The sequence below is a fragment of the Sphingopyxis sp. USTB-05 genome, from assembly GCF_023822045.1.
Taxonomy (GTDB): Bacteria; Pseudomonadota; Alphaproteobacteria; order Sphingomonadales; family Sphingomonadaceae; genus Sphingopyxis.
Genome location: NZ_CP084712.1, coordinates 1,887,236 through 1,904,304, shown reverse-complemented (window position 1 = coordinate 1,904,304; position 17,069 = coordinate 1,887,236). Strand labels below are relative to the sequence as shown.

Sequence of the window (17,069 nt, the reverse complement as noted above, 5' to 3'; positions counted from 1 at the left end):
CGGCCCCTGCGGGACCGCCACCTCCCCATGATTGTGCCACAGGGAGGATTTTCTTGCTTCGACGTTCAAGCTTTCCAGCCATAGCGGCGGCGCTCCTCCTCGCCCTCGTCCTTCTCGGCTTCGCGGTCGGAGCGGGCTGGACCGAGGCCGCCGATTGGCAAATCTCGCATAGCCTCGCGATCCGCGTTGACGAAAGCAGCCCTGCCTTCATCGCCTTCATGCAAGGCGCGAGTTGGATCGGCGGCGGCACACCGCGCTGGGTCATCGTGATCCTGCTCTGCGGGCTTGTCTGGCACTGGTGCGGCCCACGCTGCGCTGTCGCACTCGGTGGAGCCTCGCTGCTGTCGAACCTTGCGTCGAGCCTGCTCAAACTCGGCTTCGGCCGCGCTCGCCCGGATCTGATCGATCACCTCGACCATCAGACGAGCTACTCCTACCCCAGCGGCCATGCGACAAGCGCCGCTGTCGTCTACCTCCTCCTCGCCTGGCTCGCACCGCCGCGCTGGCGCCCCTATGCGTGGACGCTCGCCGCGGCGATGATCATCCTCAACGGCTTCTCGCGGATCATGCTCGGCGTCCATTGGGCGAGCGACATCGTTGGCGGCACGATGCTCGGCACCGCCTTCGCGCTGCTCGGTGCGTGGTGGGTGGCAAGGCAGCAGAATTCAGCCTGACGCATTTTCTGCTGTCCTATTAAGTCCTGTTTTGCCATCCAGTTCGTGGGCACCAACAACAGGCAGGTACAACATGCAATCGCGAATGAAGTTCGGCAGTTTTCTGCGGGGAATCGCTTTGGGGTCGACGGCGCTTTTCATCGCCTCGATCACCCCCGCAAAGGCACAGGACGGCGCCGGACAAACCGTCATCACCGCCGCTCGCTACATCGATGTGCTGAGCGGCAAGACGGTTGAATATCCCGCGATCTTCGTCGGCGCCGATGGCCGCATCACGAACATCGCCGATGCGCGCACGGTTCGTTGGGGTGCGAATGTCAAACATGTCGACCTAGGCGACAAGACATTGCTGCCTGGCCTGATCGACATGCACGTTCACCTCGACGGTCCCGCCGACATCGGCGGTTATCGCGGGCTCGAATTTACCGACAGCTTCTGGGGCATGACCGCGGTCAAGAACGCCAATGACATGCTCGGCGCAGGGTTCACAACGGTGCGTAACGTCGGTTCGAGCGACCGCAACGACATCGGCCTAAAGCAGGCGATCGATGCCGGCTATGCGACGGGTCCGCGTATCGTGCCTGCGGGCTATGCGCTCGGCGCCACCGGAGGCCATTGCGACAGCACTTTCCTTCCGCCCAGCCTCGAAAAGAAGGACGGCAAGGAAGAGGGGATCGGCGATACGCCCGAGGAACTGCGCTATCAGGTGCGCCGCCAGCGCAAATATGGTGCGGAAGTGATCAAGGTCTGCGCGACCGGCGGCGTCTTTTCGCGGAACACCGAACCGGGGCAGCTCCAGGTATCCGAAAGGGAACTCGCCGCGATCGCCGACGAAGCGCATCAATGGGGTCTCCGCGTTGCCGCGCATGCGCACGGCGCATCGGGCATCCGGGCTGCTATTGCTGCCGGGATCGATACGATCGAGCATGTCAGCCTCGTCGATGACGAGGGCATTCGCATGGCTGTTGCACGCAAGCAGCCGGTGTGGTTCTCGATGGACATCTACAACACCGAATATACGCAGGCCGAAGGCGCAAAGAACGGCGTGCTGGAGGATAATCTTCGCAAGGACCGCGAAGTTGCCCAGATCCAGCGCGACAATTTCCGCAAGGCCGTAAAGGCTGGCGTGCGCATGGTCTTCGGTTCGGACGCGGGCGTGATGCCGCACGGCGACGTCGGCAAACAGTTCCGCGTCATGGTGGAATATGGAATGACTCCGCTGCAGGCGATCCAGGCCGCGACCAAGAATGCCGCCGAGGCACTCGGCCGCGAAAAGGATGTCGGCGCAATCGCAGTCGGTCGTTATGCCGATATCGTCGCGGTCGACGGCGATCCGCTCACCGATGTGCGTCAGCTCGAAAGCGTCGACGCGGTAGTGAAAGGCGGGGTACTCGTCAGGGGGGAATAAGTATCGGCCCCGCCCCCCGCGAAGGCGGGAACCGCTGGCAACCTAGCGCGATGCCGACAACGGACCCCGCCTTCGCAGGGACGACGGATTGTTCAGACCACCAACCGGTCGACCAATGCGTCGCGCATGTTAGGGGTGAAATTCAGAACGGCCTCGGCATAGGTCGGGATATCGCCATGATCGCGCCGGACTGTCGCGAGTGCGGCTTCAAGATAGGCGGGGTTGACCGACATCAACGCGCGGATCGCGTCGTCATGGATTTCGGCGCCGTAGCGCGAACGGATATGCGCCGCGCCCTGTGCAATGCGTTCCTCGATCTTGCCTGCCGTGTTGGTGAGAAGATAATCCTGCATCAGATCGTCGTCATGGACCCCGAGCAGTCGGTGAACGATCGCGACGGCAAATCCGGTGCGGTCCTTGCCCGCGACGCAGTGAACAAGGCTGGGCGCATCATATTCGGCGAGTGCGGACAGATAGAGCCGCAGCGTCGCGACAAGCGCGGGACGATAGGGCATGCCGGCATATGTATCGATCATACGTTCGCGCGCCGTCTCGACATCGATCGTCCCGCCCGCCGCCTGCAGATGCGGCGCGAGGCCCGCCGTGATCCCGCCCGCGAATAGCACACGCGCCGAAAAAGTCTCCGACCGCCGGCACGGATGCAATTCGCGCTCATCGTCGCCGCGCAGGTCGATCACCGTCTCCAGCCCCAACGCGTCGAGCGCATCAAGATCGTCGTCGGTCGCCGCCTCATGGTGCGCCGAACGCCACAGCGTCCCGTCGCGCAGCCGTCCGCCACCTTCGACGGAATAGCCGCCATAGTCGCGGAAATTATGGACGCCGGACAGCGGCAGGACGCGTTCGGCAATCATCATCATTCTCCTGTAAACACCGGGGGACGCTTTTCGACGAAGGCATTGATCGCCTCGCGGTTATCCGCGGTTTCGTGGACGATCGCCTGATAGGCTGCGCTCAGTTCCAAAATATCGCTCATCCGGCTGTGCTGCGCCTCGCGGAGCAGACGTTTCGTCAGGCGCAGCGCGCGGGGCGGGTTGCAGACGATCCGCTCGGCAATGGCGATTGCACGGTCGAGCAGTTCCGCATCGGGCACGACGTCCGTGACCAGACCATATTCCTTTGCCTGCTGCGCGTCAAAGCGGTCGCCGGTCAGGAACAGTTCGGCGGCACGCGGATATCCGAGTATCTTTTGCAGGAGCCATGCCCCGCCGTCGCCGGGGACGATCCCGACCTTGATAAAACTGCACGCGAATTTCGCGCTTTCGGCGGCGATGCGAATGTCGCAGGTGCAGGCGAGATCGGCGCCGAGCCCGATCGCATGGCCGTTGACCGCGGCGATCATCGGCACCTCGCAATCCATCAGCGCGCGGATAACCGCCTGCACACCCTTGCGGTAATTGGCGCGGGTGGAATCGGGCTGGTCCAGTACGCCGATGCCGGTCCGGTCCTGCATGCCTTTCAGGTTCCCGCCGGCGCTGAATGCCTTACCGCTGCCGGTCAGGATGATCGCACTGACGCCCCGGTCATCGCCAAGGGTGCGGAGCGTGTCGATGATGTCCTGGCAATCCTCATGCGTGCCGATCGCGTTCATGCTTTCGGGTTTGATCATCGTCAGGATCGCGATCTTGCCCCGCCGCTCGACACTCAAAAATTCGCCCATCTTCAATTATCCTTTGCTGCCTAACCAAAGCTATTGCATGGCTGGTGCGACATGCAAGGCTTTGCGCTCTATCCTTTTGATCCGCCCGGCGACATTGTCGCACTGCGCGCCGATTTACGGAGATGGCTTGCGGCAAATCAGCCGCAGGACGACGTGGTCGCGCGGGCGAATTGCTGGGCGAGTTTCGACCCTGACTTCAGCCGCCTGCTCGGCGCCGCTGGCTATATCGGGATGACATTGCCGGGGCGCTATGGCGGCGGCGACCGTCATCCGCTCGAACGCTATGTGGTGATCGAGGAATTGCTCGCGGCGGGGGCGCCCGTCGGCGCGCACTGGATCGCGGACCGGCAGACCGGACCGCTTATCCTGCGTTACGGCAGCGAGGAGCAGCGCCAGCGTCACCTGCCAGGCATCGCCAAGGGTGAGCTTTACGCCTGTATCGGACTGTCCGAGCCGGGGGCCGGGTCCGACCTTGCGGCCGTGCGCACATCGGCACGCGAAACGGCGGAAGGCTGGCGCATCAACGGTCAGAAGATATGGACCACCGGCGCGCATTTCTCGCACATCATGCTTGCGCTCGTTCGCACAGAAGAAGGCAGCGAGCGTAACGCGGGGTTGAGCCAACTGCTGATCGACCTCGACACGCCGGGAATCACGATCCGCCCGATCATCGACATGGCCGGCCATCACGACTTCAATGAAGTCTTCTTCGACGATGTGCTCGTCCCGCACGGCGCCCTTGTCGGTGAGCCCGGACAGGGATGGAAACAAGTCACCGCCGAACTCGGGCTCGAACGTTCGGGCCCCGAACGCTATCTGTCGAGCCACGCGCTGTTTGTTGCATTGATCGATTCAGCTGGCCCCGCCCCAGCGCCAGCGATTGCCGGGTTGATCGGCGAATTGACCGCCGAGATGTGGACGCTGCGTCAACTCTCCATGTCGACCGCGGCCAAGCTTGCGGCGGGCGAGGATCCGATGGTCGAGGCGTCGGTGGTCAAGGAACTGGGCAATGCCTTCGAACAGGATATGCCGCGCCGTGTCCAGGCGATCGTCGACTGCGGATGGGATGATGAAGATGATCTCGCCAAACTGCTTCGTGCGTTGCTCATTGCCTCGCCCAGCTTCTCGCTGCGCGGCGGAACGCGTGAGGTGATCCGCGGAATCATCGCACGCGGATTGGGCCTCAGATGAGCGCAGGGCGCGACATGCTCTGCGATACCGCGCGTGCGGTATTTGGCGAAGCGGTGACCGCAGGCATCGCGCCGATCGAGGAAGCGGGTTTCGGGCTGTTGCTGATACCGGAAGAGCAGGGCGGTTTTGGCGGCGATTGGGGCGATGCAAATGCAGTGCTGCAGATCGCCGGCGTGCTGGCGCCCGATCTTCCGGTCGCCGAGCTGGTTGCGGGTGAAGCGCTCCAACCCGCGGCGACGGTTAGCTTGATGGCCGGCGCGATGGGGCAGGCTCTCGCGCTCTCGATCGAGCATGTGAACACCCGTCAGCAATTCGGCCGCGCGCTCGGCAAATTCCAGGCGGTGCAACAGTCGCTCGCCGTGATGGCGTGCGAGGTGCGCGCGGTCGAGGCCGCGGTGGCGGCGCTCGCTGCGCGGCTGGACGCGGTACAACTCGACGTCGCCGCCGCCGACCTTGAGATTGCGGCAGCCAAACTACGCGCCAATCGCGCAGTCGGCGTCGTCACGGCCGTCGCACATCAAGTTCATGGCGCGATCGGCTTTACAGAGGAATATGACCTCCACCGCGTGACGATCCCGCTCATGCGCTGGCGTAGCGCCCACGGCAACGACGCCTATTGGGCGCAGCGCCTCGGCCGCCAGGTTAGCGGCCTCGGCGGGCGCGGCCTCTGGGAAGCGATGACTGCGCGCGGCGCCTGAGCGTCAGCGAACCGCGCCGCCCTCGCGCAGCGCCGCTATCGTTGCGGCTTCATAGCCAAGACCTGCCAACACCGCTTCGCCATCGGCACCTACCGTCGGTGCAGGACGCGGGGTATCGTTGACCGTGGCCGAATAGCGCGGCGCGGGCGCAGGCTGGACTGCACCCCCGACCGTTAGGAACGTCTCGCGCTCGACATTGTGCGGATGCTGAGGTGCTTCGCCAAGCGACAGGATCGGGGCAAAGCAGACGTCGGTCATTTCCATGATCGCACACCATTCATCGCGCGTCTTCGTGGCGAACAGCGCGGTCAACTTGTGCTTCAGCGGACCCCATTGCGCGGGATCCATCTGTGCATCGAAATCGGGGTCATCGGTGAGGCCGGTCTTCTCACGCAGAAGCGCATAAAATTGCGGTTCGATCGATCCGATCGAGATGAACTTGCCGTCGGCGCAGGCATAGCTGTCATAGAAATGCGCGCCGCCGTCGAGCATGTTGACGCCCGCCTGGTCTTGCAGCCGCCCGGCGGCATGGAACCACCAGCTCATGCCAGCGAGCAGCGCCGAGCCATCGGTCATCGCGCAATCGATTACCTGTCCTTCGCCGGTGCGCGCTGCGTGGACGAGCGCGCTCGACATGCCGAACGCCAACATCATCCCCCCGCCGCCGAAATCACCGACATAATTGGCGGGCGGAACGGGCTTTTCACCCGCACGCCCGATGCCGTGGAGCACGCCCGACAGAGAGATATAATTGATGTCGTGGCCCGCCGCCTGCGCATAGGGACCGAACTGCCCCCAACCGGTCATGCGGCCGTAAACGAGCTTCGGATTGTCCGCGAGCAATACCTCGGGGCCAAGGCCCAGCCGCTCCATCACGCCCGGCCGATAGCCTTCGATGATCCCGTCGGCGCTTTTGCAAAGATCGCGCGCAACCTCAACCGCTTCTGGGTTCTTCATGTCGAGCACGATCGAGGTGCGGTTGCGGCTCAGCGGATCGCGCGGGTCCATGAAGCCGCCGGGGCGATCGATACGGATCACCTCGGCGCCATGGTCGGCGAGCATCATGCCGCAGAAGGGGCCGGGACCGATGCCGGCAAATTCGATAATCCTGATGCCCTTCAGCGGACCGGTCATGATGCTCTCCTGTTCCTCAGATACGTTCGATGATGATCGCGGGCGCCATGCCGCCGGCGGCGCACATGGTGACGAGGCCATAGCGGCCGCCCGACCTTTCGAGTTCGTCGAGTGCGGTGCCGATCAGGATCGAGCCGGTCGCACCGATCGGATGCCCCAGCGCCATCGCGCCGCCGTTGATATTCACCTTTTCGCGGTCAAGGTCGAGGTCGCGGATGAACTTCTCGGCGACAACCGAAAACGCTTCGTTGATCTCCCAGACGTCGATGTCTTCCTTCTTCAGCCCGGCTTTTTCGAGCACCTTCTTCGCCGCCGGAACCGGTGCGTTGAGCATCAGCGTCGGGTCGTCGCCGATATTGGCATAGGCGACGACGCGGGCGCGCGGTTTCAGGCCATGCTTGTCGGCATAATCCTTCGACGTCAGCAGCAGCGCTGCGGCGCCGTCGACAACGCCCGACGAATTGCCGGCGTGATGGAAATGCTGGATTTCGACATCGGGATAACGGCGATTGATCTGCTTGCGGAAAGTAAAGCCGCCGCCAAGGTCGAAATCGGCAAGGCCGGTGAACGCGGGCTTCAGCGAGGCAAGCCCCTCCGCCGTCGTTTCGGGCCGCGGGAATTCTTCATGGTCGAGTGCCACGCTGCCGTCCGGATTGAGTACCGGCACAACCGACTTAGCAAAGCGGCCTTCCTTGATTGCGCGGTCGGCGCGCTGCTGGCTGACGAGGGCGAGCGCATCGAGGTCTTCCCGGCTGATGCCTTCGATCGTCGCGATCGCATCGCCGCATACGCCCTGATGCGACTGCGGGTGAAGTTCGTCGAGCGCCTCGTGGCCCGATCCCATCAGGCGCGGCGGCAGGCCCGCGTTCGCCTGTTCGGCCGCGTGGGCAGTCGTATAACTCATCATCTCGGTTCCACCGGCGATCACGCAATCTTCCATGCCGCTCATCACGCTTGCGGCGGCAAAGTTCACCGAACTGATCCCGCCACCACAGAAACGGTCGAGCGTCGTGCCGCTGGCCTTGGTGTCATAGCCTGCCGACAGCGCTGCCATGCGGCCAAGGTCGCCGCCCTGCTTGCCGTTCTGGCTCGACGTCGACCAGACGATGTCGTCGACGGTAGCGGTGTCGAGATTGTTCCGGTCGCGGATCGCGGCGAGAACCGTTGCGGCGAGATGCTGCGGGTGAAGGTGCGACAACGCACCCTTGCCGGGCTTGCCCACCCCACGAGGGGTGCGAACGGCGTCGATGATATAGGCCTCGGCCATGGTGGATATCCTTTCGTGGAGAGCTTTGAGGGTCGTCGGTCGATTGAAAAGAGATTTGGCGGGGGGTTAGCGGGGGGCCATCCTTATCGCGCCATCGAGGCGCACTGCCTGCCCGTTGAAATAGGTGTTGCGAACCATCTCCATCGCCAGGCTCGCATATTCCTCGGCCTTGCCGAGACGCTTGGGGAAGGGGACCGAGGCCTCAAGGCTCTCCTTCACCTTCGGGTTCATATTATTGAGAAGCGGCGTACCGAACACGCCCGGCATGATCGAATTGACGCGGATGCCAAGGTCCATCAGGTCGCGCGCCATCGGCAGGACAAGGCCGTTCACGCCGGCTTTCGCCGAGCCATAGATGACCTGACCGATCTGGCCATCCTGCGCCGCGACCGAGGCGGTCAGTACAATTGCGCCGCGTTCGCCATCTTCCATTTCGGGAAGCGCCGCCATGCCCTCAGCTGCGATCGACGCGACACGATAACTCGCGGTCAATATGCCTTCGACGCCAAAGGCGTAGTCGGCGGTCGGTGTACGGCGATAGCCGCCCGTTTCCTTGTCATAGGCAAGCGTCTTGCCGCGGCGCGAGGTCATCGCGCAATGGACACAGACGCGCTCCTGTCCATGCGCCGCGCGTGCCTTGGCATAACCATCGAGCACCGATTGCTCGTCGGTGATATCGACATGGACGAACAGTCCGCCGATCGATGCCGCGACCTCTTCGCCAAGCGCATCGTTGATGTCAAAGATCGCGACCTTCACGCCCGACGCGGCCAGCGCTTCGGCGGTGGCCCGGCCAAGTCCCGAGGCGCCGCCGGTGACAACCGCTGCGATGGTGGAATCAATCTTCATGGCGAGGCTCCTCAGGCGGGAATCTGGTTGAAGGGGATGCCCTTGTCCGGGCGATGATCCTGCGGCAGGCCGAGCACCTTCTCGGCGATCGTATTGAGCAATGTTTCGTCCGACCCACCCGCGATGCGGCCCGTCGGGGCGTTGATCCAGCTCGCCGCCCAATCTTCCTTTTGCGAGGCATGTTCGTCGAAAAAGAAGGCGTTGCTGCCTTGCAGATCGAGCGCGAGTTCGGACAGTTTCTGGCGCGAGCGGACCGCGACCAGCTTGTTGAGCGAGCCCTCGGGACCCGGCATCATCCCCGCCTGCATCATCAGCCGCGCGCGCACATTGATCGAATCGAGCCCCGAGCGCATCGCATAGTTGCGCGCGATCTGTTGCCGGATCCGGCCATCCTCGATCGCCGGGCGGCCATTGAACTGAACATCCTTAGCCAGTTCGACGAACAGGTCGAGATGCGGACCGAATCCCGCGCTGTCGGTCGCGACATAGCGTTCGATCATCAGCGTCGCGATGGCGACCGCGAAGCCGCCACCGACCGGCGACATACGATGGTCGTCGGTGATCTTCACATCGTCGAAGAAGACTTCGTTGACATGGCTATCGCCGCCCGCAAGCTTGATCGGGCGAACCGTCACGCCCGGCGCCTTCATGTCGACCCAGAAATAGGTGAGGCCCTTGTGCTTCGCGACGGTCGGGTCGGTACGCACAACAATGACGCCGTAGTCGCTATAATGCGCCCAGCTCGTCCACACCTTCTGGCCGTTAATCTTCCACCCGTTGCCGTCAGGCTCGGCTTTGGTGCGCAGGCCCGCGAGGTCCGATCCGCCGGACGGCTCGGAAAAAAGCTGGCACCAGATTTCTTCGCCCTGCAACGCCTTGAGGACGCGCTCCTTCACGAACTCCTTGTCGCTGCCGAACTGCATCAGCACGGGTACGGGCATGCCGAGCGAGATGCCGAAATAGAAACTCGGGAAGCCGTGCTTCATTTCCTCGGCGTCGAAAGTCACCTTTTCAAGATGGCTGAGCCCTTGGCCGCCATATTCGGTTGGCCAGTTGATCCCGGCATAACCCGCGTCGAACTTCGCTTTCTGATACTGGCGGCCGAGGGCCAGATCGTCGGCCTCGGACAGGCCCTTGCGCGCCTCGCGGCCAAATGTCGGCGCCATCGACTGGAGCCAGGCCGCGGCCTTGGCGCGATAGGCTTCAAGATCGCTCATGCACCTTCTCCCGCTAGCTGGTCGACGAGGACGTCCTCCCAGAACAGGCTGCTACCCTGTTCGATGGCGAGGCTGCGCGCCCGGCGCATATGGAGATGCAGCCCGATTTCCCACGTAACGCCGATGCCGCCATGGATCTGGATGCAATCGCGCGCTGCGGTGTCATAGGCCTCGGTCGCCGACAGGCGCGCGGCCGCGGCAGCGGTGATGAAATCGGCGGCTCCTTCGCGGGCTGCGGCATGAATGCAGTTCGCGCGGGCCAGTTCGACAAGGCCGTAGAGTTCGGCGATGCGATGCTTCACCGACTGGAAAGCGCCGATCGGCTGGCCGAATGCCTTGCGTGTCAGCGCATAATCGCGTGCAATCTCCATGAGCGCCTCGGCGCCGCCGGTCTGCTCGTGCGCGGTGACGACGGCTTGTAAAGCCAGGATATGAAGCGCTGCGTCGCGCGCGGCGCTGCCGACGGCGAGCGTTTCTGCTGGCACGCCCGAAAAGCCGATATCGGCAATCAGGCGGCTATTGTCGAAGCTGGGGACGGCGGAGCGCTTTGCTCCGGCGAGTTCGACCAGCGCGAGCACCGGCATACCCGGCCCGTTCGCAAAAACGATGGCGATATCCGCGACGAGTCCCGCAGAAACACTGCGTACGGTGCCGTCGAGCCGGTCGCCGGTAAAGGTCACATCGGGACGGGCGGGAAGGGCGTCGGGACCCGCCGCAAAGGCGATAGCGCCGATGGTTTCGCCGCTCGCCAATCCGGGTAGCCAGCGCGCCTTTTGCGCATCGGACCCGAAAAGCTCGATCGCCTTGGCTACGCCGAAACCTGCAGTCAGAAACGGCGCGCCGCTGATGCTGCGCCCGGCCTGGTGCGCGATCAGGCCCAATTCGATCAGCCCGAGGCCCAGGCCGCCCTCGGCTTCAGGAAGTGCAAGCGCGGTCCAGCCCTGTTCCTTTGCAGTGTCCCAGAAGGGGCGATGATATTCGCCGACGGTTTCGAGGAGTGGCAACAGTGCGTCTTTGTTGATCCGCGCCTCCAATACGCGCCGCGACTCGGTCGCGATCGCCTGCTGGCCTTCGTCGTAGAGGATGGTCATGCCTGCACCCGTCCTTCCCATTATCTCGTTGCGGCCAATGAACCGGACGTTGACGTAAACGTCAAGCACTTTGACGCTACGCTTTTCACGCCGCAACTGACGAGCGTGTCAGGCGAGCCCAGACTTCCAGTCGCGGCGGATCTTCTTCGCGAGGCTCCATTTGTGGACTTCGGTGGGGCCGTCGTAGATGCGAAAGGCGCGGACCTCGCGAAACACTTGCTCGACGATCGTCTTGTCGGTCACGCCGGTCCCGCCCATTACCTGGACGCAGCGGTCGGCGATGCGCATCAAAGCTTCCGACACCGCGACCTTCGCCATCGAGCTTTCAACCGTGCCAAGCGATCCGGTGTCGAGCACCCCCGCGCACCAGTCGATCATCAACTCGGCCTGTTTAAGGTCGATCATATTTTCGGCGAGCATGAAGCCGACGCCCTCATGGTCGATCAACGGCTTGCCGAACGCCTCGCGGCGGTTGGCGTAGTCGGTCGCGATCTCGTGCGCACGGATGCAAGCGCCCAGCCAGCGCATGCAGTGCGACAGGCGGGCAGGGGACAGGCGCACCTGCGCATAACGAAAGCCTTCGCCTGCCTCGCCAAGCATCTGGTCGGCGGGGATGCGGAGATTGTCGATGGTCAGCGTCGCATGGCCGCCGGGCATCGAACTGTCGATCGTATTCGGCACGTCGTCTATGCGAATTGCGGGATCGGGCAGGTCGACGAGGAACATGCATGCGCCCTGCTCGGACTTTGCCATCACGATACCGACGCGCGCACCCATTGCACCGGTGATGAAGGTCTTTCGACCGTTCACCACCCAATGATTGCCATCAAGATGACAGGTCGTCTTCATCATCGACGGGTCGGACCCCGCGCCACCTTCGTCAGCAGGCTCGGTCATGAAGAAGGCCGAGCGCACTTCACCGGCCACCATCGGCTTCAGGAACCGTTCCTTGAGCTCGGGGCTGCCTTCCTTGCCAAGGAGGTACATATTGCCCTCATCGGGTGCCATGGTGTTGCAAGCGAGCGGGCCGAGCGGGGAGAGGCCACTCTTGATGAGAACGACCGCCGTCTCGCGCTGGTTCAGATGATCGCCGTTGCCCAGGATGTGCGGGGTTAGCACCCCTGCTGCACGCGCATGCTCACGCATTTCCATCACAAGTTCGTCAGTCGGCGCGCCGTGGTGGTCGCGGCGCGGGTCTTTTTCATAAGGAACGACAATTTCGCGAACGAAGGTTTCGACCTTGGCGGCAATGGCCAGTGCCCGATCCGATATACCTTCGCTTGTCATAATCCCGATTCCCTTCGCTATCTATATAATCGCTCAACCCGACGTTGACGTAAGCGTCAAGTTATTTCATGGGTCGAAGCGAAGATGCCGTAGGGGCAGGACAACCGAGAAGGGACAGAGGATGGCTTTCAAGACACGCATCACCGAAATGCTGGGTATCGAGCATCCGATCGTCCAGGGCGGCATGCAGAGCGTCGGCTATGCCGAACTTGCCAGCGCCGTGTCGAATGCTGGCGGACTGGGCATTATCACCGCGCTGACCCAGCCGACCCCCGCCGCACTCAGCGCCGAAATCGAGCGCTGCCGCGCGATGACTGACAAGCCTTTCGGCGTGAATATGACCGTTTTTCCGACGATCAATGCCCCCGATTACAAGGCCTATGCTCAGGCTATCATTGACGGCGGAGTCAAGATTGTCGAGACCGCGGGTACACAGGCCGTGCGCGAGATTTGGGAAATGCTGAAGCCCCATGGCGTCACGATCCTCCACAAATGCACGGCGGTCCGCCATGCGCTGTCGGCCGAACGCGCGGGCTGCGACATCATTTCGATCGATGGTTTCGAATGCGCGGGCCACCCGGGCGAGGATGATATCCCCGGCCTGATCCTGATCCCCGCCGCTGCCGACAAGGTGAAGATTCCTATGCTTGCCTCGGGCGGCTTCGGCGACGGGCGTGGTCTCGTTGCTGCGCTTACCTTGGGTGCGGAAGGGATCAACATGGGCACGCGCTTCTGCGCGACGGTCGAGGCGCCGATCCACGCGAATGTGAAACAGGCCTATATCGACAACGACGAGCGCGGCAGCTTCCTGATCTTCCGCAGCCTTAAGAACACTGCGCGCGTCGGAAAGAGCGAAGTGAGCGAGGAGGTTGTGCGCCGCCTTGCTGTCCCCGATGCGACCTTTGCCGACGTCGCCGAACTGGTGAACGGCAAGGCGGGCCGCGAGTTGCTGGAGACCGGCGACCTTTCGAAAGGCGTTTTCTGGGCCGGAATGGTGCAGGGGCTTATCCACGACATCCCCACCTGTAAGGAACTGATCGACCGGATCATCGCCGATGCCGACGCGATCGTCGACGGGCGGCTCGCGTCGATGCGCGCCTGACACGTCCGCCGTGCTGGCGCAGCGCACGCGCTTTCGATATGGTCCGATTCATCACGATCTGATCATATCGAATGCCGCCGGCGCAACCGCCCGCCGGCGCGGCAAGGGGGATTTTTGAGCCTTATCGAATACAAGGGTTTCGGCGGCGTTGTTCTGGCGGCCGACATGCTGGGCGACGAAAATGACCCAGCGGTGCTCCTCGTCCCCGAAATCGGGCAGGACCGCGCAAGCTGGCGGGATGTCGCCGAGGCTCTTGTGCTTTCCGGGCGCCGCGTCGTCAATCTCGACCTTCGGGATGGCGCCGATCTCGCGCCGCATATTGAGGATTTGCGCGCTGTTCTTGCGCAGATGGGATCGCGGCCGGTCGTGGTCGCGGCGGGACGCGGCAGTTGGATCGCAACGCGCGCGCTCGGCCTTGATGATGGGGCGCATCTCGCCGCCGGCCTTGTGCTCGTCGACATGCCCCCTGATGACGGCGACGGAGCAAGCGGCGTCGCAGCGCGCCTCGCGCTGCCGACCCTCGTCGTTCGCGGCGGCTTTTCTCCCGCGCAGGCCAGCGCTCACAGCGATGCCTTCATCGCGGCGTTGCCGCTCGGACAGAGCGCCGACATCAATGATTGCGACCTTGAACTGGCGTCAGATCGCCGGGAAGCGCTGCTTGGACAGCTTCTCGAGTTCCTCGAACGTCGGCAGCCGCGCGAGGCGATGGAATTCAAGGCGGGATCCGATCCGCGCACGCTGCGCGATGCAATGGGCTGCTTTGCCACGGGCATCACGATCGTGACCGCCCTCGATGCCGAAGGAGCCCCCGTCGGACTCACCGCGAACAGTTTCACGTCGGTCTCGCTCGATCCTCCGCTGCTGCTCGTGTGCATCGCCAACACCGCCGGAACCGCGCCCGCGCTACGCCAAGCCGCGCATTTTGGGGTGAATGTGCTGCAGATCGGCCAACAGCCGACATCGAACCGTTTTGCGGCAAAGGGCGAAGACCGGTTCGCAGGCCAGCCGTGGGCCCCGGGTCAGACGGGCGTGCCGCTGCTAGGCAGCTCGCTCGTCTCGTTCGAGTGCCAGCACGAATCGCTGCACGAAGCGGGCGACCATTTCATCCTCGTCGGTCGGGTAGTGCGCGCGCAGTTCGAGCCGCATCGCGACCCCTTGCTCTATTTTCGCGGAAAATACCGTCGCCTGCATTTCGGCTGATGGCGGACAGGGTGGGATTCGAACCCACGGTGAGCTTGCACCCACGGCGGTTTTCAAGACCGCTGCCTTAAACCACTCGGCCACCTGTCCTTGCGCCGCCCCCATAGCGCGCGGGCGCCCAGCGGCAAGCGAAACCTTGCGGGCTCGATCCATCGCGCGAATGAATCGGCTCATCCCGCCGCGACCTAGCCAAGCCGCTCGCATCTGTGCGACACCCGTCCTATGGGTGGGGACATGATGCACGCTATACGTTTCAGAATCGGACGCCTTTTCAAATTTGCTACGGCGTTCCTGTCGGCATGGATGCTCACCGCCTCGGCCCCGCTTCACGCGCAGGGCGTCGACGGCAGCTTCGACGCCTATGTTCAGTCGCTGTGGCCAAAGGCGCAGGCGCGCGGCGTCTCGCGCACCACCTTCGACCGCGTGACGGCAGGGCTCGCGTACAACGCGCGCGTCGTTGCGCTCGACCGCGACAATCTCGGCAGCCCACCGAGCCCGAACACCCCGATCCCGTCATTCGCCCCCTATAAGGCGAAGCATGTCGATGCCGCGCGCATTGGCGGCGGGCGCCGCGTCCACGACCGGCTGCTGCCGCTGCTGTCGCGCATCGAGGCGCGCACGGGCGTCCCGACGAGCATTATGATCGCAATCTATGGCCATGAAACCGCCTATGGACAGGTGACGGGCAATTTCGACTTGCCCGAAGCGCTTGCGACGCTCGCCTATGAAGGCCGCCGTCGCAGCCTCTTCGAACCCGAGCTTATCGCGACGATGGTAATGGTCGAGCGCGGCGTGCCGCGCAGCGCGCTGAAGGGCAGTTGGGCCGGCGCGTTCGGCTATCCGCAGTTCCTGCCCTCGGTCTATCTACAGGTCGCAGAGGACGGCGACGGCGACGGCGTCGCGCGTATCTGGTCAAGTGAGGCCGACGCCATCGAATCGATCGGTTCCTACCTTCGCCGCGCTGGCTGGCGCGCAGGCCAGCCATGGGGCGTCGCAGTGACCGTACCTGCGGGTTTCAACCGCAGCGCGGTCGCCAATCGCCTGACCCCCACGCGCTGTCCGCGCGTTTTCGACCGGCACAGCCGCTGGCGTTCGATGGCGGAATGGCGCGCCGACGGTATCCAACCGGTCGGCGGCCGCTGGCCCGACGGCAATGTACAGGCGACGCTGCTCGAACCCGACGGCCCCGGTCGCACCGCTTATTTGCTGACCGGTAACTATCGCGCGATATTGGACTATAATTGTTCCAATTTTTACGCACTGTCTGTGGGGTTGCTGGCGGATGAAATCGATCGTTAAGGGCGGGGGCCTGATGGCCGGGGCGATGCTGATGCTCGCCGGCTGTGGCATTACGGATGGCAAGCGCGAAGGCGGCCCGACGGCAAGTCCGACGCCGGCGACGGCCGCAAACGGTGTTGTCGATGTTCCGGTAAAGCTCGGCGATCCATACACGATCGGCGGCGTGACCTATACGCCCGCCGACATCCCTGACTATGATGATGTCGGCTATGCAAGCTGGTATGGCGAGGAATTGGCCGGAAAGCCGACCGCCAATGGCGAGGCGTTCGATCCTGCGGCAATCAGCGCGGCGCATAAGACGCTGCCGTTGCCGAGCTATGTCGAGGTCACCGCGCTCGATACCGGACGGACGATTCTGGTGCGCGTCAACGATCGCGGGCCGATGGTCGGCGACCGGCTGATCGACCTCTCACGCGGCGCCGCCGAACAACTCGGGCTCACCGACGGCCTCTCCGCCGTGCGGGTGCGTCGGACTAACCCGCCCGTCGCCGAACGCGCGCAGCTTCGCTCGGGCAAACCCGTTCCCGAACGCATCGCGACGCCCGAATCGCTGCTGGCAATTCTGCGTAACAAGGCAAAGGCGCTACCCGTTCCGAAAGCGGCGGTTGTTGCCGCACCCGTTACCGCGCAGCCCGCTGCGCCGATCGCATCGGGCAAGGCCAAACCCGGCGACGACCGCTTTGTTGTCGAAGGTCCGGGAACGACCAAGGCGGCGCCCAAGCCTACCACTAAACCAGCCCCCGCTGTCGCCGGGAAGTTTGTGGTGCAGGTCGGCGCCTTCAGCGTGGAAAGCCGCGCCGACGCAGCGGCGAAATCGGTCGGCGGCCACGTGACGAAAGCAGGCAATCTGTGGCGTGTGCGCGTCGGTCCTTTCGCGAGCGACGCCGAAGCGCGCGGCGCGCTCGGCAAAGTGAAGGCGAAGGGCTTCCGCGATGCGGTCGTCCAGCGCGATCGCTGACGGGCAGGTATGGGCA

The 17,069-nt window shown here is 63.7% G+C and carries 16 protein-coding genes and 1 tRNA gene; 8 read left to right on the top strand and 9 right to left on the bottom strand.

Annotated elements, in window-relative coordinates:
• Positions 1 to 53: 53 nt before the first annotated feature.
• Both KEC45_RS08600 and KEC45_RS08595 read left to right on the top strand, forming a co-directional pair.
• A complete protein-coding gene (locus KEC45_RS08600) occupies positions 54 to 674 on the top strand; it encodes a phosphatase PAP2 family protein (RefSeq protein ID WP_062180475.1) in 621 nt (206 codons plus the stop codon).
• A gap of 73 nt (positions 675 to 747) precedes the next feature.
• Positions 748 to 2,082, top strand: a complete 1,335-nt coding sequence (locus KEC45_RS08595; protein ID WP_062180479.1) for an amidohydrolase family protein — start codon at positions 748 to 750, stop codon at positions 2,080 to 2,082.
• 92 nt (positions 2,083 to 2,174) lie between these two features.
• Here the strand turns inward: KEC45_RS08595 and KEC45_RS08590 are convergent, their stop codons facing one another.
• Together KEC45_RS08590 and KEC45_RS08585 are read right to left on the bottom strand one after the other, a co-directional pair.
• A complete protein-coding gene (locus KEC45_RS08590) occupies positions 2,175 to 2,954 on the bottom strand; it encodes a tyrosine-protein phosphatase (protein WP_062183888.1) in 780 nt (259 codons plus the stop codon).
• 2 nt (positions 2,955 to 2,956) lie between these two features.
• Positions 2,957 to 3,760 (bottom strand): crotonase/enoyl-CoA hydratase family protein, encoded by an 804-nt coding sequence (locus KEC45_RS08585; protein WP_062180482.1) that lies wholly within the window; start codon positions 3,758 to 3,760, stop codon positions 2,957 to 2,959.
• A 51-nt stretch (positions 3,761 to 3,811) separates the two neighbouring features.
• On the opposite strand from KEC45_RS08585, the gene KEC45_RS08580 reads away from it, so the two are divergent.
• Together KEC45_RS08580 and KEC45_RS08575 are read left to right on the top strand one after the other, a co-directional pair.
• Positions 3,812 to 4,951 (top strand): acyl-CoA dehydrogenase family protein, encoded by a 1,140-nt coding sequence (locus tag KEC45_RS08580; protein ID WP_062180485.1) that lies wholly within the window; start codon positions 3,812 to 3,814, stop codon positions 4,949 to 4,951.
• Positions 4,948 to 5,649: an acyl-CoA dehydrogenase family protein gene (locus tag KEC45_RS08575; protein WP_062180488.1), complete on the top strand. Its 702-nt coding sequence runs from the start codon at positions 4,948 to 4,950 to the stop codon at positions 5,647 to 5,649. Before KEC45_RS08580 ends, KEC45_RS08575 begins: the two co-directional genes overlap by 4 nt.
• Before the next feature lie 3 nt (positions 5,650 to 5,652).
• On the opposite strand, the gene KEC45_RS08570 is transcribed toward KEC45_RS08575, so the two are convergent.
• The 6 genes from KEC45_RS08570 to KEC45_RS08545 form a co-directional block, all read right to left on the bottom strand.
• Positions 5,653 to 6,783 carry a CaiB/BaiF CoA-transferase family protein gene (locus tag KEC45_RS08570; RefSeq protein ID WP_062180492.1) on the bottom strand — a complete coding sequence of 377 codons (1,131 nt, stop codon included), beginning with the start codon at positions 6,781 to 6,783 and terminating at the stop codon, positions 5,653 to 5,655.
• 16 nt (positions 6,784 to 6,799) lie between these two features.
• Positions 6,800 to 8,050 (bottom strand): acetyl-CoA C-acetyltransferase, encoded by a 1,251-nt coding sequence (locus KEC45_RS08565; protein ID WP_062180494.1) that lies wholly within the window; start codon positions 8,048 to 8,050, stop codon positions 6,800 to 6,802.
• Between the two features lie 66 nt (positions 8,051 to 8,116).
• Positions 8,117 to 8,899 carry an SDR family NAD(P)-dependent oxidoreductase gene (locus tag KEC45_RS08560; RefSeq protein ID WP_252171934.1) on the bottom strand — a complete coding sequence of 261 codons (783 nt, stop codon included), beginning with the start codon at positions 8,897 to 8,899 and terminating at the stop codon, positions 8,117 to 8,119.
• Positions 8,900 to 8,910: 11 nt separating this feature from the next.
• Positions 8,911 to 10,116, bottom strand: coding sequence for an acyl-CoA dehydrogenase family protein (locus tag KEC45_RS08555; protein ID WP_062180500.1), 1,206 nt, complete (start codon positions 10,114 to 10,116; stop codon positions 8,911 to 8,913).
• Entirely contained in the window at positions 10,113 to 11,207 is a 1,095-nt protein-coding gene (locus tag KEC45_RS08550; protein WP_252171933.1) for an acyl-CoA dehydrogenase family protein, read from the bottom strand. Before KEC45_RS08550 ends, KEC45_RS08555 begins: the two co-directional genes overlap by 4 nt.
• A 108-nt stretch (positions 11,208 to 11,315) precedes the next feature.
• Positions 11,316 to 12,494, bottom strand: a complete 1,179-nt coding sequence (locus KEC45_RS08545) for an acyl-CoA dehydrogenase family protein (RefSeq protein WP_062180514.1) — start codon at positions 12,492 to 12,494, stop codon at positions 11,316 to 11,318.
• A gap of 121 nt (positions 12,495 to 12,615) precedes the next feature.
• Here KEC45_RS08545 and KEC45_RS08540 point away from each other — a divergent pair, with 121 nt between their 5' ends.
• The gene (locus tag KEC45_RS08540; protein WP_062180517.1) at positions 12,616 to 13,596 is read left to right on the top strand and encodes a nitronate monooxygenase family protein; all 981 of its coding nucleotides are present in this window, start codon (positions 12,616 to 12,618) and stop codon (positions 13,594 to 13,596) included.
• Positions 13,597 to 13,710: 114 nt separating this feature from the next.
• A complete protein-coding gene (locus tag KEC45_RS08535; RefSeq protein ID WP_062180520.1) occupies positions 13,711 to 14,796 on the top strand; it encodes a flavin reductase in 1,086 nt (361 codons plus the stop codon).
• Here the strand turns inward: KEC45_RS08535 and KEC45_RS08530 are convergent.
• Positions 14,797 to 14,886: transfer RNA gene (locus tag KEC45_RS08530), tRNA-Ser, on the bottom strand.
• A 213-nt stretch (positions 14,887 to 15,099) separates the two neighbouring features.
• Between KEC45_RS08530 and KEC45_RS08525 the strand changes: the two genes are divergently transcribed.
• Together KEC45_RS08525 and KEC45_RS08520 are read left to right on the top strand one after the other, a co-directional pair.
• Positions 15,100 to 16,095: a lytic transglycosylase domain-containing protein gene (locus tag KEC45_RS08525; RefSeq protein WP_062183893.1), complete on the top strand. Its 996-nt coding sequence runs from the start codon at positions 15,100 to 15,102 to the stop codon at positions 16,093 to 16,095.
• Complete coding sequence (locus tag KEC45_RS08520) at positions 16,079 to 17,053, top strand: septal ring lytic transglycosylase RlpA family protein (protein ID WP_062180697.1); 975 nt, start codon at positions 16,079 to 16,081, stop codon at positions 17,051 to 17,053. The genes KEC45_RS08525 and KEC45_RS08520 overlap by 17 nt, the downstream gene beginning before the upstream one ends.
• The last annotated feature ends 16 nt before the right edge of the window (positions 17,054 to 17,069 follow it).